21 protein-coding genes and 1 pseudogene are annotated in these 25033 nt (G+C 68.0%); 13 read left to right on the top strand and 9 right to left on the bottom strand.

Going from position 1 to position 25033, the window contains the following annotated elements; translation table 11 throughout:
- From MVA01S_RS17830 to MVA01S_RS17805, 6 genes are all read left to right on the top strand, one after another.
- On the top strand, positions 1 to 1832 hold a 1832-nt coding region (locus tag MVA01S_RS17830), incomplete at its 5' end, for a glycosyltransferase family 39 protein (RefSeq protein ID WP_060941657.1).
- 175 nt (positions 1833 to 2007) lie between these two features.
- Positions 2008 to 2937, top strand: coding sequence for a sulfate adenylyltransferase subunit CysD (cysD, locus tag MVA01S_RS17825; RefSeq protein ID WP_003930983.1), 930 nt, complete (start codon positions 2008 to 2010; stop codon positions 2935 to 2937).
- A 31-nt stretch (positions 2938 to 2968) separates the two neighbouring features.
- Entirely contained in the window at positions 2969 to 4825 is a 1857-nt protein-coding gene (cysC, locus tag MVA01S_RS17820; protein WP_003930984.1) for a sulfate adenylyltransferase subunit CysN, read from the top strand.
- Positions 4822 to 5565, top strand: coding sequence for a 3'(2'),5'-bisphosphate nucleotidase CysQ (locus tag MVA01S_RS17815; RefSeq protein WP_003930985.1), 744 nt, complete (start codon positions 4822 to 4824; stop codon positions 5563 to 5565). Before cysC ends, MVA01S_RS17815 begins: the two co-directional genes overlap by 4 nt.
- Before the next feature lie 130 nt (positions 5566 to 5695).
- A complete protein-coding gene (locus MVA01S_RS17810) occupies positions 5696 to 6307 on the top strand; it encodes a hypothetical protein (RefSeq protein ID WP_003930986.1) in 612 nt (203 codons plus the stop codon).
- A 39-nt stretch (positions 6308 to 6346) separates the two neighbouring features.
- On the top strand, positions 6347 to 6943 hold the full coding sequence (locus MVA01S_RS17805; protein ID WP_003930987.1) for a cysteine hydrolase family protein: 597 nt from the start codon (positions 6347 to 6349) through the stop codon (positions 6941 to 6943).
- 1 nt (position 6944) lies between these two features.
- Here MVA01S_RS17805 and MVA01S_RS17800 read toward each other — a convergent pair whose 3' ends face one another.
- Both MVA01S_RS17800 and MVA01S_RS17795 read right to left on the bottom strand, forming a co-directional pair.
- A complete protein-coding gene (locus MVA01S_RS17800; RefSeq protein ID WP_003930988.1) occupies positions 6945 to 7940 on the bottom strand; it encodes an SGNH hydrolase domain-containing protein in 996 nt (331 codons plus the stop codon).
- A 24-nt stretch (positions 7941 to 7964) separates the two neighbouring features.
- Positions 7965 to 9209: an acyltransferase family protein gene (locus MVA01S_RS17795; protein WP_003930989.1), complete on the bottom strand. Its 1245-nt coding sequence runs from the start codon at positions 9207 to 9209 to the stop codon at positions 7965 to 7967.
- Positions 9210 to 9409: 200 nt separating this feature from the next.
- On the opposite strand from MVA01S_RS17795, the gene MVA01S_RS17790 reads away from it, so the two are divergent.
- Positions 9410 to 9886, top strand: a complete 477-nt coding sequence (locus tag MVA01S_RS17790) for an Rrf2 family transcriptional regulator (RefSeq protein WP_003930990.1) — start codon at positions 9410 to 9412, stop codon at positions 9884 to 9886.
- Here MVA01S_RS17790 and MVA01S_RS17785 read toward each other — a convergent pair.
- From MVA01S_RS17785 to MVA01S_RS17770, 4 genes are all read right to left on the bottom strand, one after another.
- On the bottom strand, positions 9883 to 10275 hold the full coding sequence (locus MVA01S_RS17785; RefSeq protein ID WP_003930991.1) for a VOC family protein: 393 nt from the start codon (positions 10273 to 10275) through the stop codon (positions 9883 to 9885). The genes MVA01S_RS17790 and MVA01S_RS17785 overlap by 4 nt on opposite strands.
- Positions 10276 to 10349: 74 nt before the next feature.
- A complete protein-coding gene (locus tag MVA01S_RS17780) occupies positions 10350 to 11234 on the bottom strand; it encodes a DUF4097 family beta strand repeat-containing protein (protein WP_003930992.1) in 885 nt (294 codons plus the stop codon).
- A gap of 18 nt (positions 11235 to 11252) precedes the next feature.
- Entirely contained in the window at positions 11253 to 11891 is a 639-nt protein-coding gene (locus tag MVA01S_RS17775) for a response regulator transcription factor (protein ID WP_003930993.1), read from the bottom strand.
- Positions 11882 to 13213: a sensor histidine kinase gene (locus MVA01S_RS17770; protein WP_003930994.1), complete on the bottom strand. Its 1332-nt coding sequence runs from the start codon at positions 13211 to 13213 to the stop codon at positions 11882 to 11884. The genes MVA01S_RS17775 and MVA01S_RS17770 overlap by 10 nt, the downstream gene beginning before the upstream one ends.
- Positions 13214 to 13433: 220 nt before the next feature.
- On the opposite strand from MVA01S_RS17770, the gene MVA01S_RS17765 reads away from it, so the two are divergent.
- The 6 genes and pseudogenes from MVA01S_RS17765 (at position 13434) to MVA01S_RS17745 (ending at position 21643) form a co-directional block, all read left to right on the top strand.
- The gene (locus MVA01S_RS17765) at positions 13434 to 14495 is read left to right on the top strand and encodes a TDT family transporter (protein ID WP_237024421.1); all 1062 of its coding nucleotides are present in this window, start codon (positions 13434 to 13436) and stop codon (positions 14493 to 14495) included.
- Between the two features lie 463 nt (positions 14496 to 14958).
- On the top strand, positions 14959 to 16536 hold the full coding sequence (locus MVA01S_RS17760; protein WP_051015295.1) for a PecA family PE domain-processing aspartic protease: 1578 nt from the start codon (positions 14959 to 14961) through the stop codon (positions 16534 to 16536).
- Between the two features lie 100 nt (positions 16537 to 16636).
- A complete protein-coding gene (locus tag MVA01S_RS17755) occupies positions 16637 to 17518 on the top strand; it encodes an LLM class flavin-dependent oxidoreductase (protein WP_003930997.1) in 882 nt (293 codons plus the stop codon).
- A gap of 22 nt (positions 17519 to 17540) precedes the next feature.
- Positions 17541 to 18212 (top strand): DUF899 domain-containing protein, encoded by a 672-nt coding sequence (locus MVA01S_RS17750; RefSeq protein ID WP_003930998.1) that lies wholly within the window; start codon positions 17541 to 17543, stop codon positions 18210 to 18212.
- Positions 18213 to 18607: 395 nt separating this feature from the next.
- Positions 18608 to 19573 (top strand): annotated as a pseudogene (locus tag MVA01S_RS32315) (Ig-like domain-containing protein); the annotation flags it as partial.
- Between the two features lie 87 nt (positions 19574 to 19660).
- The gene (locus MVA01S_RS17745; RefSeq protein WP_040541658.1) at positions 19661 to 21643 is read left to right on the top strand and encodes a M13 family metallopeptidase; all 1983 of its coding nucleotides are present in this window, start codon (positions 19661 to 19663) and stop codon (positions 21641 to 21643) included.
- Here MVA01S_RS17745 and MVA01S_RS17740 read toward each other — a convergent pair.
- From MVA01S_RS17740 to MVA01S_RS17730, 3 genes are all read right to left on the bottom strand, one after another.
- A complete protein-coding gene (locus MVA01S_RS17740; protein ID WP_003931000.1) occupies positions 21640 to 22746 on the bottom strand; it encodes an acyl-CoA dehydrogenase family protein in 1107 nt (368 codons plus the stop codon). The genes MVA01S_RS17745 and MVA01S_RS17740 overlap by 4 nt on opposite strands.
- Before the next feature lie 8 nt (positions 22747 to 22754).
- Complete coding sequence (locus tag MVA01S_RS17735) at positions 22755 to 23912, bottom strand: acyl-CoA dehydrogenase family protein (RefSeq protein ID WP_003931001.1); 1158 nt, start codon at positions 23910 to 23912, stop codon at positions 22755 to 22757.
- Between the two features lie 97 nt (positions 23913 to 24009).
- Positions 24010 to 24819, bottom strand: a complete 810-nt coding sequence (locus tag MVA01S_RS17730) for a DUF1460 domain-containing protein (RefSeq protein WP_003931002.1) — start codon at positions 24817 to 24819, stop codon at positions 24010 to 24012.
- Between the last annotated feature and the right edge of the window lie 214 nt (positions 24820 to 25033).

Genomic DNA, 25033 nt, shown 5'->3' with positions numbered 1-25033 from the left:
GACCGCGCTGGGTGTGGCCCGCGCTGGCCGCGCTGCTGGCCGCCACCGCGGCGCTCTACCTCTGCGGGCTCGGCTCCTCGGGCTGGGCCAACCAGTACTACGCCGCCGCCGCGCAGGCGGGCACCCAGGACTGGAAGGCGTGGCTGTTCGGGTCTTTCGACCCTGGCAACGCGATCACCGTCGACAAGCCGCCCGCCGCGCTGTGGGTGATGGCGTTGTCCGGCAGGCTGTTCGGCTTCAGCCCGTTCACGATGCTGTTGCCGCAGGCGCTGATGGGGGTCGCGTCGGTCGCGGTGCTGTTCGCGGCGGTGCGCCGCGTCGGCGGACCGGGCGCGGGCCTGATCGCCGGCGCTGCGCTGGCCGTCACCCCGGTGGCGGCGTCGATGTTCCGGTACAACAACCCCGACGCGCTGCTGGTGCTGCTGCTCGTGGTGGCCGCCTACCTGATGGTCCGGGCTACCAGCGACGGTCGGACCCGGTGGGTGGTCCTGGCCGGGGTGGTGCTCGGTGTCGCGTTCCTGACCAAGATGCTGCAGGCGTTCCTGGTCGTGCCCGGGCTGGCGCTGGCCTTCCTGGTGGCCGCGCCGGTCGGGCTCGGGCAGCGGGTGCGCCGGCTGGTGGCCGGCGCGTGCGCCATGGTGGCGACGGCGGGGTCGTTCCTGGCTCTGGTCAGCCTGTGGCCGGCGGACTCGCGCCCCTACATCGGGGGCTCCACCGACAACAGTCTGCTGCAGCTCGCCCTGGGCTACAACGGGATTCAGCGTGTAATGGGAGGCGAGGGAGCGGGCCCGGGCGGGCCGGGCGGCCCGCCCGGAGGTCCGGGCAGGCCCGGCGACGGGGCCAGTCTGTTCTTCGGCGGTGACCCCGGCATCGGCAGGCTCTTCGGTGCCTCGATGGGCGGCGAGGCGTCGTGGTTGTTGCCCGCGGCGCTGATCGGGCTGGTCGCGGCCTTGTGGTTGACCCGGCGCACCGCCCGCACCGCCGCCCTGCGCGCCAGCCTGCTGATGTGGGGCGGCTGGGTGCTGGTCACCGGGACCGTCTTCAGCTTCATGGACGGCATCATCCACCCGTACTACACGGTGGCGCTGGCTCCGGGTATCGCCGCGCTCGTCGGCCTCTCGGCAGTCGAACTATGGCGCCGCAGAGCGGATCTCGCGCCCCGGCTGGTGCTGGCGGCGATGTCGGCGACAACCGGGGGATGGGCGTTCATCCTGCTCGCGCGGACGCCGGACTGGCAGCCGTGGTTGCGATGGGTGGTGGCCGCCGGGTCGATCGTGGTCGCGATCGTGATCGCGGTCGGGGCGCACCGGCTGGGCCGGGCCACCGCGGCGGTGGTCGCCGCCGCGATCCTGCTCGCCGCGATGGCCCCGCTGACGTACGCGATCGAGACCGCGGCCCATCCCGGCGACGGCCCGCTTGCGATGTCGGGCCCGGACCGGCCCGAGGGTGCCTTCGGCGGCCCGGGTGGTCCCGGGGGGCCGGGCGGGCCCGGCGCCAGGGTCTCGGACAACACCGAACTCCAGCAGTGGGTGAGCGCGGCCGACGACCGGTGGGCTGCCGCCACCGTCGGATCGATGACCGCCGGCGATCTCCAACTGCAGACCGGCGCCTCGGTGATGGCGATCGGTGGCTTCACCGGCAGCGACGATTCGCCGACCTTGGAGCAGTTCCAGCAGTACGTCAACGACGGCCAGGTCAGGTTCTTCATCGCCGGCGGGCACCGCGGACCTGGAGGAGACACCGGATCGGCAGCACAGATCACCGCGTGGGTGGAGCAGAACTTCCCCCCGGCCGACGTCGGTGGGGCCACGGTCTACGACCTGCGGCCCTGATTCGGCCGAGTCTGAGGTTGTGCTCGACGAATGGGCTGGATTTCGCGCAGAACTTCAGTCTCGGCGCGACGGGGTGGCGCCGCGGCGCCACCGTTGACACCCGGGACGGCCCTGCGGCACAATTCCCGGTTATGCGCGTAATTCTGGTCAGATCTACCAACTTTATGAGGTATCCGTGACCACGACCGATGAGCTCACCGTCACCGCGGGACGCTACGAGCTGAGCCACCTGCGGGCCCTGGAGGCCGAGGCGATCCACATCATCCGGGAGGTCGCCGCGGAGTTCGAGAAGCCGGTGCTGCTGTTCTCCGGCGGCAAGGACTCCATCGTGATGCTGCACCTGGCCGTCAAGGCGTTCAGGCCGGGACGGCTGCCGTTCCCGGTGATGCACGTCGACACCGGCCATAACTTCGACGAGGTGCTGCAGGCCCGCGACGACCTGGTCGCCGAGACCGGGGTGCGCCTGGTGGTGGCCAAGGTGCAGGACGACATCGACGCCGGCCGGGTGGTGGAGACGATCCCGTCGCGCAACCCGATGCAGACGTTCACCCTGCTGCGCGCGATCCGGGAGAACAAGTTCGACGCGGCCTTCGGCGGTGCCCGCCGCGACGAGGAGAAGGCGCGCGCCAAGGAGCGGGTGTTCAGCTTCCGCGACGAGTTCGGTCAGTGGGATCCGAAGAACCAGCGCCCGGAGCTGTGGAATCTCTACAACGGTCGGCATCGCAAAGGCGAGCACATCCGCGCGTTCCCGCTGTCGAACTGGACCGAGTTCGACATCTGGTCCTACATCGGCGCCGAGAAGATCAAGCTGCCCGCGATCTACTACGCGCACCGGCGCCAGGTGTTCGAGCGCGACGGCATGCTGCTCGCGGTGCACAAGTTCCTGCAGCCGCGCAAGGACGAGAAGATCATCGAGAAGACCGTGCGTTTCCGCACCGTCGGCGACGTGACGTGCACCGGCTGCGTCGAGTCCACCGCGGCCACGGTGTCGGAGGTGATCGCCGAAACCGCGATCTCGCGACTGACCGAACGTGGCGCCACCCGCGCCGACGACCGCATCTCGGAGGCCGGGATGGAAGACCGCAAGCGCGAGGGGTATTTCTGATGAGCGCTCGCGCGAAGAAAGGTCAACACTGATGAGCGGGTCCACCACGCTTCTGCGCATCGCGACCGCGGGCTCGGTCGACGACGGCAAGTCCACCCTGATCGGCCGGTTGCTGTTCGACTCCAAGGCCGTCATGGAGGATCAGCTCGCCGCGGTCGAACGCACCTCCAAGGAGCGCGGCAACGACTACACCGACCTGGCCCTGGTGACCGACGGCCTGCGCGCGGAGCGTGAGCAGGGCATCACGATCGACGTCGCCTACCGCTACTTCGCCACGGCCAAGCGGAAATTCATCATCGCCGACACGCCGGGACACCTGCAGTACACCCGCAACATGGTGACCGGCACGTCGACCGCGCAGCTGGCCATCGTGCTCGTCGACGCCCGCCACGGGCTGCTCGAGCAGTCGCGCAGGCATGCGTTCCTCGCCTCGCTGCTGGGCATCCGGCACATCGTGCTCGCGGTCAACAAGATGGATCTGATCGGCTGGGACAGAGAGCAGTTCGAGAAGATCCGCGACGACTTCCACGACTTCGCCGCGCGCCTGGACGTCCATGACGTCATGACGATCCCGCTGTCGGCGCTCAACGGCGACAACGTCGTCACCAAGTCCGACGTCACGCCCTGGTACGAGGGCCCGTCCCTGCTCACTCATCTCGAAGAGGTCTACATCGCAGGCGACCGCAACCTGGTCGACGTGCGGTTCCCCGTCCAGTACGTGATCCGCCCGCAGACCCGCGAGCACCACGACCACCGCAGCTACGCAGGCACCATCGCCAGCGGCGTGATGCGCGTCGGTGACGAGGTGGTGGTGCTGCCGGCCGGAAAGCCCAGCACGATCGCGGCGATCGAGGGCACCTCCGGTCCGGTCGAGGAGGCCTTCCCGCCGATGGCGGTGTCGGTGAGTCTGGCCGACGACATCGACGTCTCGCGCGGCGACATGATCGCCCGGCCCAACAACCAGCCCCGCGTCACTCAGGATTTCGACGCCACCGTGTGCTGGATGGCCGACGAGGTCGCGCTAGAACCCGGCCGGGATTACCTGATCAAGCACACCACCCGCACCACGCGGGTGAAGGTGATGGGTCTGGACTACCGCCTCGACGTGAACACCCTGCACCGCGACAAGACCGCCACAGCTCTGAAACTCAATGAGCTGGGCCGGATCTCGCTGCGCTCGCAGGTGCCGTTGCTGCTCGACGAGTACAGCCGCAACGCGGCCACCGGCTCGTTCATCCTGATCGACCCGAACACCAACGGCACTGTGGCCGCGGGCATGGTGCTGCGGGACGGGACCGCGCGGGCCGCGAGCCCGAACACCGTGCGCCACGAGTCGCTGTGCCGGCCCGAGGACCGCCTGACCAAGGGCCGGACCATCTGGTTCACCGGCCTGTCGGGGTCGGGCAAGTCGTCGGTGGCCATGCTGGTCGAGCAGAAGCTGCTCGAAAAGGGGGTGCCGGCCTATGTTCTCGACGGCGACAACCTCCGTCACGGCCTGAACTCCGATCTGGGGTTCTCGATGGCCGACCGGGCCGAGAACCTGCGCAGGCTTGCCCACGTCGCCGCCATCCTCGCCGATTCCGGCCAGGTGGTGCTGGTGCCGGCGATCAGCCCGCTGGCCGAGCACCGGGAGGTGGCGCGCAAGGTGGCCACCGATGCCGGCGTCGAGTTCTTCGAGATCTTCTGCGACACCCCGCTGGAGGACTGCGAGCGACGGGATCCGAAGGGGCTCTACGCCAAGGCCCGCGCCGGCGAGATCACCCACTTCACCGGGATCGACAGCCCGTACCAGCGGCCGAAGAATCCCGACCTGCGGCTCACTCCGGACCGCACCCCTGACGAGCACGCCGCCGCGGTGATCGAGCTGCTCGAAGGCCGCGCGCAGTGACCGACGACCACGCGCTCGCCGCGCGGCTGGCGACCGAAGCCGGGAACCTGCTGCTCGACGTCCGTGGTGACCTGGCCGGGGCTTCGGCACAGGAGCGTAAAACTCAGGGAGACAAGCAGTCCCATGAGTTCCTGTTGGCGGCGCTGACCGCGGAGCGCCCGCAGGACGCGGTGCTGTCCGAGGAGGGGCCGGCCGAGGACGCCGATCCGGCGCGGTTGTCCGCCGCGCGGGTGTGGATCGTCGATCCGCTCGACGGGACGCGGGAGTTCTCCGAACTCGGCCGCACCGACTGGGCCGTGCACGTGGCACTCTGGGAATCCGGCGAACTCGTCGCGGGCGCGGTGGCGCTGCCCGCGCAGGGAGTCACGCTGGCCACCCCGACGGTGCCCCTGCCGCCGCCGTCGCCCGGCCCGGCACGGGTGGTGGTGTCGCGCACCAGGCCGCCTGCAGTCGCGCTGGAGGTCAAGGAGGCGCTGAACGGCACGCTGGTCGAGATGGGTTCGGCCGGAGCCAAAGTCGCCTCGGTGGTGCAGGGCCTGGCCGATGTGTATGTGCACGCCGGCGGTCAGTATGAATGGGATTCGGCCGCCCCGGTAGCGGTGGCGCGGGCCGCAGGGCTGCACACCTCGCGCATCGACGGATCCCCGCTGCGCTACAACCAGCGCGATCCCAGGTTGCCCGATCTGATCGTGTGCCGGCCCGAGTTCGCCGAGGCAGTGCTCGCGGTCACCGCCCGCTGACCCCCTTCGCCGCCGAAACCGCAGTCCACGCGGCCTGCGGGCGGATTCTTCCGCGCACGATGCAATCTCGCCGTACGGAGGACGCCCCTCGGTAGAGTGCGGCCCAGAGGTAGCTCGTCGAGGGGATGTCATGGCCCGGACCGTCCACGCCACCATCGCCGCGCTGGCGCTCGCACTGGCCGGATGCGGTGCTGACACTGCCGACACCGGCGGATCGTCGGCGCCGCCCGCGACGCAGGCCGACGACCAGCGCCAGATCCGCGAACTGGTCGAAGCCCAGGCTGAAGCGTTCTCGGGCGGCGACTGGGAAACGTTGGCGGAGTTGACATGCGCGAAGTTCCGCGATCGCGCCGCCGATCCGGCCGCCCACCTGATCCCGCCGATCGACACCTTCGGTTCCCGCGAAGAGGTGACGTCGCTGACCGTGCCGCAGATGTCCGAACTGCTGGCCGAGCAGTTCGGTGGCGCAGTCCCGGCCGAAACCCTCGACCGCGCGGCACGGGCGCTGGTCGCCTACGACGAGCCGGCCTACCGGGTAGCCATGCTGGACCTGATGACCGAAGCGACCACTCTTTCCGTCGAAGGTGTGGACAACATCGTGGTCGACGGGGACAGCGCCACCGCCGACGTCACCGTCACCCGCGCGATGGGGGACAGCGCACCGCAGACGAGCACGGACACCACCCCGTTCGTCCGCGAGGACGGGCGCTGGCTGGACTGCACCGACATGGGCGCTGCCTGATCCCGACACCGCGGGTCCGATCCGAAGTAAGCTGCGACGATGTCGGACCTTCCCACCCTGCGCTCGTTGGCCGGACTACCTCGGGCCCCTGCCGGTCTGTCGGATTCGGCCCTCGTCCTCATCGACTGTCAGAACACCTACACCCGTGGCGTGATGGAGCTCGACGGTGTGCGGGCCGCGCTGGACGAGGCGGCGGCCCTGCTGGACCGCGCCCGCACGGCGGGCGTCCCCGTCATCCACATCCAGCACGACGACGGAGGCGGACTGTACGACATCTCGGGGGAGAGCGGCGCGATCGTCGAGCAGGTGGCCCCGCGCGGCGACGAACCCGTGGTGGTGAAGAACTATCCGAACTCGTTCGTACAGACCGACCTCGACGAGCGACTCAAGGCGGCGAACGTGTCCAACCTCGTGCTGGCCGGCTTCATGACACATATGTGTGTGAACTCGACCGCCCGCGGCGCGTTCAACCTGGGCTACGCGCCGACGGTGGTCGCCGCGGCGACGGCGACGCGCGCGCTGCCGGTGGTGGGCGGCGAGACCGTCTCTGCCGCGGCGTTGCAGTCCGCCAGTCTGGCCGCGCTGTCAGACCTGTTCGCGGTCGTCGTGCCGGACACCGCCGCCGTACCCGACTGAGTCAGCGCGGCGCGTGAAGTGCCGGTGCCATGATCTCCTCGACGGCTCCTGACAGGTACCGGGCGTACTGCGTCGTGATGTGGTACTTGCCGGAGTAGACGAGCTGGTCGGCGATCACCGGCGGGCAGACCTCGGTGCAGAACCACGGATCGATATCGACGTAGGTCTGGCCGGTCTGTGCTGCCGCATCCGACCAGCCCTCCTGCGTCGGAAGCGCCTCGGCCGCGGGCACCGCGCACCGGTTGAGATCGGTGGGATTGTTCGCCACACACTCGGACGGGCTCTCCGGCGGGCGCGGAATGTTGCCCAGCAGGAAGGTTTTTGCGCCCTCAGGCAGGTTTCCGATGGTCTTCACCAGGGCGTCACGCCAGATCTGCGGGGTCGTCTCGCGGCCCGGTCCCTGATTGCCGCCGTCGAAAAAGCCTGCCATCACGACGATCTCGGCCTTCTCCTGGCCGATGATCTCCATCCGCCAGTCCTGCCAGTCGTCGCACTCGGTGTAGGCGCGCTCGAGTTGCCACTGGTAGTAGGTGAGCGACGCCGGGCCGCAGTTGCTCTTGGCCAACACGATCACCCGCCAACCGTTGCGCTTGCCGATGAGATCGAGGGCTCCGTGCCACATCGACGCGGCGGAGTCGCCGATCAACGCCATGGTTCGCTCACCGTCGGTGTCACCCAGGGTGCACGGCCCGATGTCGTCGAGCCGCGTCTGTGTCAGCGACGGTTCGCATCCCTCGAGCGACCACTGGTCGGAGTAGTCGCCGCTGGCGGCCAGCAGTTCCTCGTTGGTGATGCCGGCAGGGAGGTCACGCAATTCGGTCGCGGCTTGCACCGCGCTCAACACCTCCGTTTGCGGTACCGCCGCCGGGACGGGTGCCGATTCCGGTTTCGGAGCGGGGGCCGACTGGTCGGCCACGACCGCCTGGCATCCGGTCAACATCAGTGCGGCGCACATCGCCGCACCCGCGACCGTTCTGGCGGTGAAACGCATCGCCATTGGCAAGATCCTCTCCAAGAACACTCAAAACAATTGCTGGACAATAGGAACCGGCAGAGCCCATCGGTAACGCTCGAAGGCTGCAACCGCGAATACGACGGCGATGCTCACCGGGACGATGGCCAGACTCAACCATGGACGCGTCGCGAGTACGCGTGACCGACGGATCGGGTCCTCGAAGCCGTGGTACATGAGTGCCGCACCCGCGAAGGTCGCACCGATGAGGAGACTCTGCACGGGCAGGGAGAAATCGTCGCCGATGCGGGCGGCGGCGACGACGAAGATCGGCCAGTGCACAAGGTAGAGCGAATAGGAGATGTCGCCGAGGTACACGAAGGCCCGGTTGCCCAGTAGTGCGGCCGGGACCGTGCGCTGTGCGCTCATCCCCGCGACGAGGATCGCGGCGGCACCGAGCACCGGGACTACCGCGACCCAACCTGGGAACCGGCTGGTGTCGTCAAGGCAGAGGACCGACCAGGTGATCGCCGCGACACCGCAGCAGCTCAGCGCGGTGGCCGGGACCGGCCGCGCCGACGTCTTGGCGGCCAGCCACGGTTGGGCCACCGCGATCAGGCAGCCGATCGCCAACTCCCACGCCCGGGTGAGCGGCGAGTAGAAGGCCGCCACCCCGTTGACGGAAGTCACCACGATCGAGGCCAGGTAGCTGGCCGCCACGATCGCGATCAGCAACCCACACAGCACCCGCCGCTGCGTGGCCCGGCGCGACCGTGCCGCGACGGCGAGCGTGAGGATCACGAGCAGTGGCCATGCCAGGTAGAACTGCTCCTCTACCGCCAGTGACCAATAGTGCTGCAGCGGAGACGGATCGCCACCGAGCCGGGCGTAATCGATGCCTGTCGCGATGAAGTGGAAGTTGGCGAGGAACAGCGACGAGGCCGTCGCGTCCGGCAGCACCCGGGCGCCCCGCAGAAAATTGGTGAGTTCGAACGTCGCGATCACGGTGAGGACGATGACCAGGGTGGCTGCCGGGACGATCCGACGGGCCCGTCGGGCGTAGAAGTCGACAAACCATGCACCGCGCGACTGTGTGGACGTCCTCAGGAGCATCCGGGTGATCACGTAACCGCTGATCACGAAGAAGACGTCGACCCCGACGAAACCCCCCGAGAATCCCGGCATGCCGACGTGATCGAGGATGACGATCAGAACGGCGATCGCGCGCAGCCCTTGAATGTCGGGGCGGCGGTGACCTTCGCGGGGTGTAGGGATTGGCTGCTCACCGTGAGCGGCACCGACCGCAAGCGCCACCAGCCCTGCCTTTGCTCTACCTGTGCGCCGCCTGTGCGGCTCCCGCCGGGCAAAGTAGCATGAAGGTTAGGCTAACCTCAATCGCGGATCGCGCGGCTCCTCCGTCGCCGCTTGATCGTCGTCCGGCTGTGCCCGATGGCCGGACTCCTCATCGCGGCTCCTCCGTCGCCGCTTGATCGTCGTCCGGCTAGCCTGACCTCATGCGGATGTCGGCGAAGGCGGAGTACGCCGTGCGCGCGATGGTCCAGCTCGCCACCGTCGACGACGGAGTGCCGGTCAAAACCGACGACCTCGCCAAGGCGCAGGGCATTCCGCCGCAGTTCCTCGTCGACATCCTCTCCGACCTGCGCACCGACCGGTTGGTGCGCAGCTACCGGGGCCGCGACGGTGGCTATGAGCTGGCCCGGCCCGCGGTCGACATCAGCATCGCCGACGTGCTGCGGTGCATCGACGGTCCGCTGGCCAGCGTGCGCGACATCGGCCTCGGCGATCTGCCGTACTCCGGACCGACGGCGGCACTGACCGACGTGTGGCGCGCGCTACGGGCCAGCATGCGCTCGGTGCTCGAGCAGACCAGCCTGGCCGCCGTCGCCTCCGGGGACCTCCCCGAGCACGTCCGCTGCCTGGCCGACGACTACCGCGACCAGGAAGAAGCGCGCGGTCATTCGGTCGGCTAGCCCGACCTGCCCGATCCGTACGGGCGGGTGAGGATCTCCAGGTAGTGGCCGGCCGGATCCCGGAAGTACACGCCTCGGCCGCCGTCGTTGTGGTTGATCTCGCCCGGCCTCGTGCCCCTCGGATCGGCCCAGTGCTGCAAACCGCGGTCATGGATGCGCCCATAGATGACGTCGAACTCGTCCTCGGAGGCCAGGAACGCGTAGTGCTGTGGGTGGATCTCCTCGCCATCGCCGACGTCGGCGTAATCCAGGCTGGTGTCCCCGACGCCGACCACGAGAAACGGGCCGAACGGCCGCGCGCCGGGCAGGTCGAACAACTCGGTCAGGAACGTCGCCGACTCGGTCTTGTCCCGCGCGGCGACGATCGTGTGGTTGAGGGTGATCGCCATCCCGTCCAGGATAGGACGGGCCGCGCCGGCGGGTCGCGGGTTCGTCGAAGCGTTGTCGCGCAGGGTGAACCGAGCTAACGACCGTCGCTGATGACGACGTCGCCGCTGTCGGTCCGCGCGGTGACCAGCGACGCCGCGGCCTCGCGGTCCCTGGTCTGGGGGACCCGCACCACGGTCGCCCCGTTGTCGGTCCCGGTGGACGCGTCGACGAAGTACGGGCCCGGCGGCGGCAGCGTGACCACGACGTCGCCGCGCTGGGTTTCGGCGTCGATCGTATCGGGCGTCTCGGCGAACTCGACGCTGACGTCGCCGCTGGTGGTCCGCGCGCGGAACGACTGCGACACCGAGATCGGATCGCGGGTCGTGACGTCGCCGTCCTCGGTGGTGATGTCGATGCGGCGGGCCGCGCCGTTGAGCACCACGGTGCCGTCGACGGTGTGGGCGATGAACTGGTCCAGGTCGGTCTGGGCGAACACCACGCCCACATCCTGGCGAGTGGTCACGGTCAGCCGACGCGCCAGTTCTGGTGGCAGTACCAGCGTGATCTCCCCGGCCCGGCCCCACCGCAGGAACTCCGAGGGCTCCGCGTCGATCGTCACCCGCGCGGTGGTGCCGTCGGCGTCGACCGACAACGGGTCCGCCCCGGCGCGGACCGAGTTGACCATGCGCATGTCCACCCTGGGTTCACCGGACTCGCGGTCGGAGGTCAGGCGGATGGCCACCGGCACCGAACCGGTGTCGATCTCGACCGCGGTCAGCGTGGCGGGCAACGGCATCGAATCCTTGACCACCCGGAACGAGCTGACGCCCCAGGCGGCTGTCGCCGACAGTGCGACGACGGCGATCAGCAGGACCGCTGCGGCCACGATCAGCAGCGTCCTGATCGCGGTGCGTCCGCCCGGTGACAGCTGTGGCGGGGGTGAGGCGGGAGAGTCCGGCGTGGCGAGTGTGGCGGTCACGAGAGTCCTTCCTTGGCTTCAGGATTCGAGGTAGCGCAACACGGCGAGCACCCGGCGGTTCTCGTCGGGCGCGAGCGCGAGCTTGGTGAAGATCGACGCGATGTGCTTCTCGGCCGAGCCGACCGACATGTGCAGCGCGGCCGCGATCGCCGCGTTGGTCCTGCCTTCGGCCATCAGTTGGAGCACCTCACGCTCACGCGGGCTCAGCGCGTCGAGCGCGTTGCGGCGGCGCGACCGGACCAGGATCTGGGACACCACCTCGGGGTCGAGCACCGTGCCGCCGGATCCGACGACCTCGACGGCGTCGAGGAACGCCGGGACGTCGGCCACGCGGTCTTTGAGCAGATACCCGAAGCCGCGGGTGTCCGAGGCGATCAGGTCCGCGGCGTAGCGCTCCTCGACATAGTGCGACAGCACCAGTACCGGGGACTCCGGGTTCTGGCTGCGCAGCAGCGCGGCCGCGCGGATGCCTTCGTCGGTGAACGTCGGCGGCATCCGGACATCCAGGATGGCCAGGTCGGGCCGTGTCTCGTTCACCAGGCGCAGCAGGTTGGTCGCGTCGGGCACCCCGGCCACGACCTCGTGGCCGGCGTCGGTGAGGATCCGCTCGATGCCGGCGCGCAGCAACGCGGAATCCTCGGCGATCACTATCCGCATGGCAGCACCGCGGTGATGATCGTGGGTCCGGTGGGCTGGCTGGTCACCGAGAACGTGCCCTGCGCCGCGCGCACCCGCTCGTCGAGTCCGCGCAGGCCCGTGGCTTCGGTACTGCCGCCATCCGCCACGATCCTGGCTCCGCCGCGCCCGTCGTCGAACACGCTGACGTGCAACAGATTCGCCGTTTCGTCGAGACGCACGGTGACCGCCGCGTGGGAGGCCCCGGCATGCCGGATCACGTTCGTCAGCGCCTCGGCGACGACGAAGTAGGCGCACGCCTCCACCTCCTCGGGCAACCGCCGCGGCAGATGCACGCTCAACGTGGTGGACACGCCGGAGTTGTTGGCCCGCTGCACCACTGCCGACAGCGCGGCGTCCAGGCCGCGGTCGGACAGGATGGTCGGGGCGATTCCGCGGACCACGTTGCGCAGTTCGACGAGCGCGGCCTTGGCGTCGGTGTGGGCCTCGGCGATCAGAGCCTTGGCCGTGGGCAGATCCGAGTCGAGTTTCGTCTGAGCCAGCCCGATCGTCATCGCCAGCGACACCAGACGCGGCTGGACGCTGTCGTGCAGATCGCGCTCGATGCGGTGCCGTTCGGTCTGCGCCGACGTCACCGCGCCCTGCCGGGCGTCGGCGAGCGCGCTGACCCTGTGTTGCAGTTCGGCGGTCGACGACGGCGGCAGCAGCCAGCGGTCGATCGTCGCGTCCAGTGTCGGCGCGAAGATGACCAGCGCGGCCGCGGCGGCCAGCGCCACGACGGCCAGCAGCCAGGCGACCGGGGTGGGCAGGAACGACAACCCGGCCTCGGGGTCGCTGTGTCCGATGCCGATCGCGACCGCCGGTGCCAGGAACGCGAACACCACCAGGCCCAGCGCGACGGCGGTGACCAGTGCGTCGTAGATCATCCGCAGGTAGTGGTGGGCCACCGCCTTCCAGAGGCGGGCACTGCTGATGTCGAGCCACAGCTGGTGGGCCCAGCGCTGCACGCCGGAATACGGCGACAGCCGACGCGGTGGCACCGGGATGCCCATGCCGAACACGGCTTCGCTGCGCACCCGTTCGACGTGGTCGACGCCGCGCATCAGATAGACGAACACGATGGCGGCCAGCAGGAAGCCGATGACGCTGGGGATCGAGGTGATACCGACGACCAGGATTGCCAACGGAATCCAGAACCACACCACGGCGATCGCGCCGCCGGTGAGCAGCGACGCGCTCGCGACGACGCTGCGCACACGTGGCGGCGGCAGGCCGGGAGCGGGCCGGTCCTGGTCCACCGGAACCCCTTCGGTGACAGCATCGGTGTCGGTGACTGCGGTCATGCCCTCAAACCTATGGATCGCGGCGCCGCGGCGACACAGCGTTTTCCGTCGGGTCCGGCGGGGGATAACCCCCCCAACTCCGGCGAGCGTGCGTGTCTGCGGGCGAAACACCGATCGGGTCCTCGATTTCCCGCACGCTCGCGGTGACCATACTGTCCCGGTGAACACGCAGCGGCCGTCCCTCCTCGGCTATCTCGGACCGAACTGGTTCGCGTCGGTCATGGGCACCGGCATCGTCGCGACGGCAGGTGCCTCGCTCCCGGTACACGTGCCCGGCCTGCGGGGGTTCGCCCTGGTGGTGTGGGTGATTTCGGCGGTGTTGTTGATTCTGCTGATCCTGGCGATGCTCGGGCACTGGGTGCGTAACCCGGTGGTGGCCCGCAGCCATGTCCGCAACCCGCAGATGGCTCACTTCTACGGGGCGGCACCGATGGCGCTGCTGACGGTGGCGTCCGGGGCTCTGCTGGTCGGCACCGACCTGATCGGCGTCGATGCGGCTGTCGGGCTGGCGTGGGTGCTGTGGACCGCCGGCACTCTCAGTGGCCTGTTCACCGCGATGAGCATCCCGTATCTGATGTTCACGCAGTACCGCGTGGAACCGGACGCCGCGTTCGGCGGCTGGCTGATGCCGGTCGTGCCGCCGATGGTGGCAGCGGCGACCGGGGGCCTGCTCATTCCGCACATGTCAGAAGGTGGCAGCGGGCGCGCCACCATGCTCTACGGCTGCTACGCGATGTTCGGGCTGTCTCTGATCGCCTCGCTGATCATCATCACCATGGTGTGGAGCAGGCTCGCGCACTTCGGCACCTCCGGCACCGCGCGGGTGCCCACGCTGTGGATCGTCCTTGGCCCGCTCGGTCAATCCATCACCGTCGCAGGGCTTCTAGGGTCCGATGCCGCGTTGGCTGTCGATGCACCTCTGGCCGACGGGATGCGTATCTTCGCGGTGCTCTACGGCGTGCCGGTGTGGGGTTTCGCGGTGTTGTGGATCGCGTTGGCGACGGCGCTGACCGTGCGGACGATCCGTCGCGGCATGCCGTTCGCGCTGACCTGGTGGAGCCTGACGTTCCCGGTCGGCACCTTCGTCACGGGTACCAGCCAGTTGGCGTTCCACACCGGGCTCCCCGCGTTCGCCGGTGCTGCCGCCGTCGCCTACGTGGGGCTGCTGTCCACGTGGCTGCTGGTGGCGGTGCGCACGGTCCGTGGGGGATTGCAGGGCGGCCTGTTCGCGCCGCCAGCCGCGGATCCGATCCGTGCCCGCAAGGATCCGCCCGTCGGTTGATGCCGGTGCGGGCGTTTGGCGGACGGAAATCGCCGACGCTCAATGGGCCGGTTGGGCGCGTGTAGTGGCGAGGCCACTTCGGGCCGGCTCCGTCACGGGTTCCGACTCCGACCTGCGGCGAAGGCATGGCTTGTGCACCTGTAGCTGGCTAATTCGTTTACCAACAAATTTCGCTATCTGGATAGTTTGCTACATATGTCAGTGTCCAGGCTCTTGATCCGTTACGTCGACGTCGACGTGATCGTTCCTGCGTGAATCACCTAGGCCTTTCAGGATGATTGCGCGGATTCTGCGTGAAATCCTGGCACAGGCTGACAATAGTGCTTTACTGACGACTGTGAAGATTAGTAGCTGGGCAGCAACTGCCCTCGCCACCCCCGCTATCGCTACCGGAGTGTGCATGCTGTGTGCTGCCACAGCCCAGGCCGCGCCGGACGACACCAGTTCGAGTACCACTTCGACCGTGAGCGCCGGACCCACCAGTGAACGCGACGATGCGGCGTCGGCCGACTCGTCGACTCGCCAGGGTTCGGAGACCGACGGCAACGATGCCGACGAGGCCGAGGCCGATGATTCCGACGCCGACGCGGCAGACGACGCCGATGCTGACGCCGAGGACGCCGATGCCGACGAGGCTGACGACGTCGACGAGGCCGATGATGCCGACGATCCCGACACCGGCGCAGAGGTCGGCCCATCCGAAGCGACAGGTGATCGCTCCGCGCCCAATCAGGTGCCGACGAGCGTCCGCTACAGCATCGCCGACACCGCCGAGTCGTTGCCGGACCAGGACGTCGACGAGACGCCCGTGGTGCTGCCCACCGCGGCGGATGACGACGCGACGGAGACCGTCGACCTCGCGCAGGAACAGATCACCCAGGCCCGCGACGACCTGCGGGACGCCACCTGGGGCAGCGGCAACCTCCTGGCCGGCTTGGCCGCCATGCTTCCGCAGATGTGGATGTACAACGCCGATGCCTCGCTGGAGCGCTGGCAGATGAACCATGCACGCCTGCAAGAGCAGTTCGCCGCCACGGCCGGAAACCCGTTCGCGCACTGGATCGCAGCGCAGCGCATCGAGGCCAGCATCATGCGCACCATCCGTGTCCAGGATCAGCTTGAGGCCGCCGAGAAGTGGCTTCCCGTGGTGGGGTGGTTCGGTCCCCGCGATTCCATGGCCGCGATCGGCGAGCTGATCGCACAGGCTGCCGAGAATGGTCTCGTCTACCAGATCGTCGAGTTGGACATGGAGTCGGTCTACGGGGTCCGGCGGGTCAATCCGATCATGATGCTGTCGATCAACGGTGGAGCGCCGGTCCGGGTCCTGCTGGACACCGGATCCTACGGCCTGGTGATCGACCCACAGGCGATCGGGCTCAAGGATATCGGCGCACCGATCGACTACGGCTCCGGCTGTTATGCAAGCTGCTTGGTCGAGTACGACTACGAGGTCTACAACATTCCGATCGCGGTGGACGACGACGTCGTCTCCGCGCGTACGCCAGTCCTCGTCGTGACACTCGACACCTGGGCCGCGGTGGCCGAGACCAACAGCGACTACGTCGGGATTCTCGGCATCGGTCCGAAGGCCGGGCCGGGCGACAGCAATCCGTTGACGGCGCTGCCGGGACTGCTGGGTCGGGGCATGCTCATCGAAGAGCGACGAAACCGCGCGATTCTGGGCCCCAACCCGTATGCCGCCCGGGTGACGCTCGACGGCGCACCCAGCAGTGACTTGATGGTGAAAGTCGGCGACAACGCTCCTCAGGTGATCGAGACATGGATCGACTCGGGCGGGGTCTTTGGCAATATCCCGGCGTCCTTGGTCAACGGGGCCGACAACGTGGCTCCCGGCACTCTGATCTCGGTGTACACCGAGGACGGCGCGACGCTGCTCTTCTCGTACCGGACGACGAAGAACAACACCCCGTTCGTCGTCGAGGACAGCGACCGGGTGCTCATGGGATTCCCGCCGTTCGCTGCCGGTCCGATCTACGTCGATTTCCGCGGCGAGGGAAAGACGATATTCAACTACGCGTAACGCGTATCGACCACACCATCGAAAATGACACGCGCGCCGCCACTTCCAGTGGCGGCGCGCTTTGTCGGCCGCGTGCCAGAATCACGGCGTGGATATCGGGATGACGATGCCGGTGATGGAGCCCGACCTCGACCGTGCGACGTTGCGGTCATGGGCGCAGCTCGTCGACGGCGGCCCGTTCTCGTCGCTGTGCTGGGGCGAGCGGATCGCGTTCGACAACCCCGAAAGTCTCACCCTGCTCGGCGCGTTGGCGGCCTGGACCGACCGGGTCCGATTGGTCACGACGGTGGTCATCCCGCAACTGCACGACCCGGTGATGCTGGCCAAGCAGCTTGCCACCGGCGACATGCTGTGCGACGGACGGCTGACCGTCGGTGTCGGCGTGGGCGGTCGCCACGAGGACTACCGGGCCGTCGGCGCTGATCCCGCCACCCAGACGATGCGCGAGATGGCCGAGCGGGTCGAGGTGATGAAACGCGTGTGGGCGGGGGAGAAGGTCACCGAGTCGACCCTGCCGGTCGGCCCGCCGCCGGTGCAGCCCGGTGGTCCGGTCCTGCACGTCGGCACGTTGGGGCCCAAGACGGTGCGCAGCGCCGTGGGCTGGGCCGACGGGCTGGCCGGCATGACGCTGGATCTGGATCTCGGTAAGCAGGGCGAGCTGTTCGACGTGGCGAGGCAGGCCTGGCACGACGCCGGACGAACGAAACCGCATCTGGCGACGTCGTTCTGGTTCGCCATCGGCGACGGCGAGGCGCCCCGCGCGCAGGTGCACCGCCACCTGCTCCGGTACATGAATTGGATTCCCGCGGAGTTCGTCGACGCGATGGCGCCTACTGCCGGATTCGCCGGCACCGTCGACGAGTTGCGTGCGGTGCTGGCCAAATTCGCCGACCTCGGCGCCGACGAGGTTCATCTGATCCCGACCAGTTCGGACATCGACCAGGTCCGCCAGGTGGCCGAGGCAATCGCCGACTTCACCTGAGCAGTCCTGGCAAGCTCAGGGCATGAACGCCCCCGGGTTACCGCCGATCGTGACGCGAGACGAGTGGGAGCAGGCCCGTGCCGACCTGCTCGTGCGCGAGAAGGAACTCACGCGGTTCAAGGACACCGTCAGCGCCGAGCGCCGCCGCCTGCCGATGGTGCTCGTGGACACGCCCTACGTGTTCGACACCGAGGCGGGCCCGTTCACGCTGCTGGAGCTGTTCGACGGCCGGCGACAGCTGATCGTGCAGCACTTCATGTTCGGATCCGACTGGGACGCAGGGTGTCCGGGTTGCTCGATGATGGCCGACCACATCGGCCCGCTGTCTCATCTGCATGCCAAGGACACCTCCCTGGTCCTGGTGTCTCGGGCCCCGGTCGGCAAGCTGGTCGCGTACAAGGACCGGATGGGCTGGGACCTGCCGTGGGTGTCCTCCGGGCGCACGACGTTCAACGAGGACTTCCGGACCACTGTCGACGGCGAAGAACGGCACTCCATCAGCGTTTTCCTGCGCGACGGTGACCGGGTGTTCCACACCTGGCAGACCTTCGACCGCGGCGAGGAACCGTTCATGGTGGTCTTCGATCTGCTCGACCTCACGCCCTACGGGCGCCAGGAGGACTGGGAGGACTCACCGCCGGGCTGGCCGCAGCAGCCCCCGTACGAGTGGATCCGGCGCCACGACGACTACTGACGCTATTTGAGCCACTTCCACGGCTTGTCCCAGTGCCCCGGCGGGGCTTCCTCTGTGCTAACTGGCGTCTGTTCGGTCTGTGATCCTCGGTAGGTCCCTGTGTCGCGCTCCTCGATCGGCCGGGAGCACCCGCAGGCGACGCGCACGAACCATGGGTTGGCGTCCGAGATAACTGGATTCCAACTGTCAGTATATGTAGCAACTATCGCTCAGCGGCAGTCGAAACGTGAAAGCGGCCGGTAATGCCGGATAATCGCCTACACAGGACTCGCGACTAGCCAATTTGCGAAGATCACGCAAACTAACGCTGTCGTCACGTACGCCGCTGTACTTTTGCTCTGTCCGGTCTCAGGCGCGGGAGATTCCGTCGGCGCGCACCGGCGTTTGGGGGATCGATGGGCATTGTCCTGAGCAGTGATCATGGCCGCTACGTCGGTCGGGTGGGCGCGTTGGCCGTGGCGCTCGGCGTGGGGCTGGGCGTGGCCGCCACCCAGGGCGCGGCGGTGGCTGCTGCCGATGTGGGTTCCGAAACAGCGGATTCACCGTCGGAGTCCCGCGCAGCTGACGCCGGTTCACCGGGGCCTGCCGCACCGGCAGGCACTGTCGACGAATCCGACGATGCGCCTGCCGAGGACGACGCGCCTGCCGAGGACGACGCGCCTGCCGACGACGACGCGCCTGCCGACGACGAAGACCCGGTCGAAAACGACGAGCCGGCCGAGGACGCCGAACTCGAAGAGTCGGCCGACGAACCGGGCGACGACGACCCGTCGTCCGGCGGCGCCGACACCGGATCGCGCACCGATGACAGTGTCCCGGAGTCCGACGCCCCCCACCACGATCCCGCGCCGACGACGTCGGCGTCCGACCGTGACACCGCCGACGCCGAGGCCGCTCCGGTGACCACCGAAACGGCCGAAATGCCCTCGGCGGCAACAGCTGTGGTGACCGCCGCGGCCGAGCGCAGCGCCGGTGATGCAACAGAGGCGCCGGTCGCGGTGACGAAGTCCCTCGTGGTGCCGACAGCCGTGCCCACTGCGCCACCCGCGCCGTCACCGACGCTGCTGACGTTGTTGGTCGGATTCTTGCGCGACATGCAGCGGACCTTCTTCAACCGCGCCCCGGATGCCCGCAACCAGCTGGTCACGATCACACTTGCCACGCCGGAGAACGTCAGCGATCCGGTGGCGCTGCTGGCGCGCGACCGTGACGGCGACGCCATGGCCTTCAGCTTGCTCGGCAATCGTGGGCCCAAGCACGGAACCATCGTATTCGACCAGGCCACCGGCACTTTCGTGTACAACCCCGATGACGACTTCGCCCGCACCGGTGGCACCGACACCTTCTTCTACAAGGTCAGTGACGCGTCGAGCAGCTGGCATCTGCCGGGGCTGGTCAGCCTCCTGACCAAGCCGGACTTCGGGCACTCCGACTACGCCCGGGTCACCATCGCTCTGGCGCCGACAGTCAGGTCGGGCATCGACCTGGGCAACATCGACAACAGCGTGCGGGTCCAGGACGATCCCTTCGGCTGGCTGCTCGGGAAGTGGCTGAAAGAATACGAGATTCCCGCCGACCGTGCCATGGGCGGCGTTGCCGACGACTTGGTCGACAAGGTGTCACAACAGCTCAGGGATCTGATCGCCGGGCTCGATCACGCAGGATCGCAGCCGGGTACCGACGCGCAGCGTATCGGCGACTTCTTCGCGAGTTACATGGACACCGCGACCATCGCGGCCGTCGGTGTGCAGCCACTGCTGGCGGAGTTGGACCGCGTGGAGAACGTGGCCGATGCGGCTGCGTTGGCCAAGATCCTGGGTACTCTGCTCGACGTCAACACCGGTTTCGATGTGTCGGTCTACGGCGATCCGAAGAACTCTTCACGCAACATCCTGCACTTCGAGCAGGCGGGGCTGGCATTGCCCGACAGGTCCTACTACCTCGACCCACGGTATGCGGAGACTCTGGCTGCCTACCCCGAGCACATCGCCAGGATGTTCGCGCTGGTGTACGGCGGATCCGCTGCCGACTACGCCCACACCGCCGCGCGTATCGTCGCGCTTGAATCAAAACTTGCTGCAGCACAATGGGACAACGTCAAGAGCCGTGACCCCGAGTTGACTTACAACATGCGCAGCCTTGCCGCGCTGGCGGCCGAATCGCCGGGATTCGACTGGGCGGGTTGGCTCGACGCGTACGGGGTGAAGCCGGAACACACCGCGGAAATGCTGATCTATCAACCCGACTATCTGACGGCGTTCGCGCAGGCTTTTGCCGCTGAGCCGCTGCAGGACTGGAAGGACTGGACACGCTGGCAAACCATCCACGCACGGGCAGCCTTGCTCACCGACGACATCGTGGACGAGGACTTCGCCTTCTTCCGGCAACGGATCAATGGGACGGTGCAGATCAGTGACCGTGGGCAGCGGGCGCTGAGGGCAGTAGAAGGAGCTCTCGGCAACGCCGTGGGGAAGCTCTATGTGGAGAAGCACTTCTCGCAGGAGGCCAAGCGGCAGATCGAGGAGATGGTTGACAATCTCCTCGCGGCGTATCGGCAGAGTATCGCCGAACTCGACTGGATGACACCGGAGACCCGGGCCAGGGCGTTGGAGAAGCTGGACAAGATCACCGTCAAGGTCGGATATCCCGAGAGCTGGATCGACTACTCAAATCTGGTCATCGAACGTGGCGACCTGTACGGAAACTATGTGCGCGGGCAGGCAGCCGATCTTCAGCGCTATCTCGACCGACTCGGAAAGCCCGTCGACCGTTCGGCATGGGGCATGACGCCGCAGACGGTCAACGCCTACTACTCGCCGATGATGAACGAGATCGTCTTCCCGGCAGCGTTTCTGCAGGCGCCGTTCTTCGATACCGAGGCGGACATCGCCGCCAGCTACGGAGCGATCGGCGCCACGATCGGCCACGAGATCGGTCACGCATTCGACGACAACGGTTCACGCTATGACGGTGACGGCAACCTCGTCGACTGGTGGACCGCGGTGGACCGGGCCGCGTTCGAGGCGAAAACCGCAGTGCTCGTCGAGCAGTTCGACGGCTACGTGCCCCGGCAGCTGCCTGGAGGTTCGCACGTGAACGGCACGCTGACCCTCGGAGAGAACATCGCCGATCTCGGTGGGCTGGCGATCGCCCTCAAGGCGTATACGACATCGCTCGACGGCAAGCCCGACCCCGTCATCGACGGCTACACCGGCACCCAGCGCGTCTTGCTCGGATACGTGCAGTCATGGCAGCTGAAGGCCCGCGACGCCGAGGTGCTGCGGCGGCTGGCGACCGACGTCCACGCGCCCCCGGAGTTCCGGGTGAACGGGATTCTGCGCAACCTCGACGCGTTCTACGACGCGTTCGGTGTCGACGAGTCCAGCCCGCTGTGGGTCGCCCCCGAAGACCGGGTCCGGATCTGGTACTAGAGGGCGACGACCTCGTAGTCACCGAGCTGCCCGATCAGCACGTGCAACTGGTCCTGGGAGGACCCCAGCGTGTGATCGATCGCGGTGAGCCGCGCTGCGTAGTGGCTGACCGGGTATTCGGCCGTCACCCCGATGCCGCCGTGCAGCTGGATCGACTCCTGAGCGATATGGCGGCCCGACCGGCCGATCTGCAGCTTGGCCCGTGCCGCCTTCGCCGGGTCGAGGTCGCCGTCGGCGACGGACATGTTGGCGTAGAACGTCATGCTGCGGGCCAGCTCCAGCGACACGTACATGTCGGCGGCGCGCTGGGTGAGCGTCTGAAACTTGCTCAGCGTGACGCCGAATTGCTTGCGCTGCGTGAGGTATTCACTCGTCAAGCGCAGCGCTTCCTCCATCGCGCCGAGCGCCTCGGCGCACAGGCCCGCCGAGATCCGCACCAGCGCTCGGGAGATCGCCTCGGAGGCGTCCACAGCTTCGCCCAGCGGTTCGGCGGCGGCCCCGTCGAAGTCGATCTGGGCGCCGCGCTGGCCGTCGAAGGTGCGGTACGGCGTGCGTCGAACCGCGGCCGCGTCGACCAGGAACAACCCGGTGCCGCCATCAGGCAGGGCGGCGCTGACCACCAGCGTGTCGGCGCCGTCACCGGCCAGCACCGGATTCTTGGTGCCGCGAAGCGTCCACGAACCACCTTCGGAGACAGCGGTTGTGGCCACCTTCGCGGTCGGCAGACGCATGCCGGGCTCGAGGTGGGCGAAGGCGAGCAGCCGCTCGCCGGCGGCCACCTCGTCGAGAAGGGCGCGCTGCTGCTCGGTTCCGGCGTCGGCGATGAGCGCACCCGGGCCCAGCGCGGCGTGCAGCACCGGTTCCGGCGCCAGCCGGCGGCCGATCTCGGTCAGTACGACAAGCACCTCGAGCTGCCCGCCGGCGTCCTCGTCGAAACCGAGGCCGAGAACGCCGACCTCGGCGAGCTGCTTCCACACGTCGCGGCTCCAGCCGAGTTCGGAATCGACCGCCTTGAGGCGAGTCTCCGGGTCGTAGCTGCGCGCAAGCATGTCGCGGGTGGTGTCGCGGAGCAGCACCTGCTCTTCACTGAATTGAAAATCCATGTCTTAGCTCACAATCCGAGGATGGTCGACGCGATGATGGTGCGCTGGACCTCATTGCTGCCGCCGTAGATCGAGGTCTTGCGGTAGTTCAGGTAGCGCGGCGCGGCGTCCTGTGCCCAATCCGGCGAGACGATGCCGTCGGTGCCGAACGGCAGCGCGTCGGCACCGGCGACCTCCACCAACAGTTCGGTGGCGGCCTGCTGCAATTCGCTGGCGCGCAGTTTGAGCACCGACGAGGCGGGGTTGGGCTTGCCGTCCTGGGAGCTGGACGCGACTCGCATCTGGGTCAATTCCAGTGCCAGCACGTCGTTCTCGGTTTCGGCCAGCCGGGCCGCGAACAACGGGTCGTCGATGAGACCGTTGGCCTTGGCGCGTTCTTTGACCTCCGAGAGTCGCAGTTTCGTGCGGCCGATCTGGGTGATCCCGGTGCGCTCGTTGCCCAGCAGGAACTTCGCGTACGACCAGCCCTGGTTCTCTTCACCCACGAGCTGATCGGCAGGAACCCGGACGTCTTCGAAGAACACCTCGTTGACCTCGTAGCTGCCGTCGATGAGCTTGATCGGTCGCAGCGTGATGCCGGGAGTGTTCATGTCGATGAGCAGGAAGGAGATGCCGGCCTGCTTCTTCGGCGCGTTCGGATCGGTGCGCACCAGGCAGAAGATCCAGTCGGCGTACTGACCCAGGGTCGTCCACGTCTTCTGGCCGTTGACGACGTAGCTGTCCCCGTCACGCAGCGCGGTGGTCCGCAGCGACGCCAGGTCGGAGCCGGCCTCGGGCTCGGAGAAGCCCTGACACCACCAGATGTCGACGGCGGCCGTCGGCGGCAGGAAGCGCTCCTTGAGCTCCTGGCTGCCGAACTCCGCGATCACCGGGCCGACCATCTTGGCGTTGAACGTCAGCGGTTCCGGCACGCTCGCCAGCTGCATCTCGTCGAGCCAGATCTGGTGCTGGATCGGCGTCCAGTCCTTACCGCCCCACTCCACGGGCCAGTTGGGCACCATCAGCCCGTGGTCATTGAGGATCTTGTTGGCCGTGACGACGTCGTCACGGTTGGCCTCGGTGGCGGTGCGCGTGCGCTCGCGGATCTCCGCAGGGATCTTCGTGCGGTAGAAGGTGCGTAGCTCGTCGCGGAAGGCGGCTTCCTCGGGTGTGAGCGCCAGCTGCATGTGCGGACTCCTGGTTCATCGGTGGACCACCCGCCAGACTAACCACTTGGTTGGGACGCAAACACAGGGGCGCGGGAAACGCCAGGAAGCGGGACCGTCACATGACCGGGCGCAGCACCACGATCCCGGGGACGGTGCGCAGGTAGTTCGCGAGCGGAGTGTCGACGACCGCGTCGTCGGTGCTCAGCGACGATGCGTTGCGGAAGACGGGCCCGTCGGGTGTCTGCACAAAGATCCCGACGTGGGTCACGTCGAGTCCGCCGTCCTCGGCGTAGGCGCCCACGTAGTCACCGGTGCGCAAGCCGCCGATGACATCCGCCGAGACGCTCCCGCTGGGGATGTGGGTGACGGCGCGCGTCACGACCGGCAGGCCCGGCAGGTAGACCCCTCCGGAGTCCTTGCTGTTGAGGTTCTTGGAGGTGCGCACAGCGTCGTCGGTCAGGGACGCGGTCACGTCGGTCGCGATCGCCGGCGCTTCCGCCGCCCAGTCGGTGAAGAAGTGCCTGCGGTTCTCGAAGGACACCTCGCCGTCCTTGTACCGGACGCCGGTCAGGGCCGTGAGGAAGTCGTCGCGGTCGTGTGCGCGTTTGAACGCCTCGACGTAGTCGGCGTAGGTGAAGCAGTCGACTCCTTCCAGGTCGACGACGAGTTGTTCGGGCTCGGTGGCTGAACCGATGAGGGTGTTCGCCGCGTAGGGGGTTCCGAGGAAGTTTGCGGAGATCTGGGCGGGGTCGGCGGTGTCCGCCGCCAGCATCGACTCCAGGATCTGGGCGCTGCCCGGCGACATGCTGACTTGCGGTGCGCTGTGTGCGACGGCTGGTGACGCGGTCGCGCACAGGACGGTGCACAGCAGCACCACGCGGACCAGCCTCGGCAGGCGACCGGCGCGTTCGGCCGACTTCGACATGTCAGCTCCTCCCCGGGGACACTGCGGCCACTGTACGGGCCGGGCATCGGTCAGACTGGTGCTGCGACGACCCGACGATTCGAGGGAGACGTGATGGGCTGGGGTGAACGCCTGTTTAAGAACCGACCTGCGGTGATTCTGGCCGCGTCGGGTGCCGTCGCGCTCGTCGGCGGCGCGGTGTTCGCGGTCGCGCCGGCCCGCGAGGCCGAGCGTG

The organism is Mycolicibacterium vaccae NBRC 14118 = CIP 105934 (assembly GCF_001552715.1).
Lineage (GTDB): Bacteria > Actinomycetota > Actinomycetes > Mycobacteriales > Mycobacteriaceae > Mycobacterium > Mycobacterium vaccae.
This window is presented reverse-complemented; position numbering and strand designations above follow the sequence as displayed.

Excerpts from the sequence above, each read along its gene's own strand:
- MVA01S_RS17805 (WP_003930987.1), top strand. The coding sequence starts at position 6,347 with ATGTCGGACCTTCCCACCCTGCGCTCGTTGGCCGGACTACCTCGGGCC.
- MVA01S_RS17755 (WP_003930997.1), top strand. The coding sequence starts at position 16,637 with ATGACGATGCCGGTGATGGAGCCCGACCTCGACCGTGCGACGTTGCGG.
- MVA01S_RS17775 (WP_003930993.1), bottom strand. The coding sequence starts at position 11,891 with ATGCGGATAGTGATCGCCGAGGATTCCGCGTTGCTGCGCGCCGGCATC.
- MVA01S_RS17735 (WP_003931001.1), bottom strand. The coding sequence starts at position 23,912 with ATGCAGCTGGCGCTCACACCCGAGGAAGCCGCCTTCCGCGACGAGCTA.
- MVA01S_RS17810 (WP_003930986.1), top strand. The coding sequence starts at position 5,696 with ATGGCCCGGACCGTCCACGCCACCATCGCCGCGCTGGCGCTCGCACTG.
- MVA01S_RS17800 (WP_003930988.1), bottom strand. The coding sequence starts at position 7,940 with ATGGCGATGCGTTTCACCGCCAGAACGGTCGCGGGTGCGGCGATGTGC.
- cysC (WP_003930984.1), top strand. The coding sequence starts at position 2,969 with ATGAGCGGGTCCACCACGCTTCTGCGCATCGCGACCGCGGGCTCGGTC.
- MVA01S_RS17740 (WP_003931000.1), bottom strand. The coding sequence starts at position 22,746 with ATGGATTTTCAATTCAGTGAAGAGCAGGTGCTGCTCCGCGACACCACC.
- MVA01S_RS17770 (WP_003930994.1), bottom strand. The coding sequence starts at position 13,213 with ATGACCGCAGTCACCGACACCGATGCTGTCACCGAAGGGGTTCCGGTG.
- MVA01S_RS17730 (WP_003931002.1), bottom strand. The coding sequence starts at position 24,819 with ATGTCGAAGTCGGCCGAACGCGCCGGTCGCCTGCCGAGGCTGGTCCGC.
- MVA01S_RS17790 (WP_003930990.1), top strand. The coding sequence starts at position 9,410 with ATGCGGATGTCGGCGAAGGCGGAGTACGCCGTGCGCGCGATGGTCCAG.
- MVA01S_RS17750 (WP_003930998.1), top strand. The coding sequence starts at position 17,541 with ATGAACGCCCCCGGGTTACCGCCGATCGTGACGCGAGACGAGTGGGAG.
- MVA01S_RS17765 (WP_237024421.1), top strand. The coding sequence starts at position 13,434 with ATGGGCACCGGCATCGTCGCGACGGCAGGTGCCTCGCTCCCGGTACAC.
- MVA01S_RS17785 (WP_003930991.1), bottom strand. The coding sequence starts at position 10,275 with ATGGCGATCACCCTCAACCACACGATCGTCGCCGCGCGGGACAAGACC.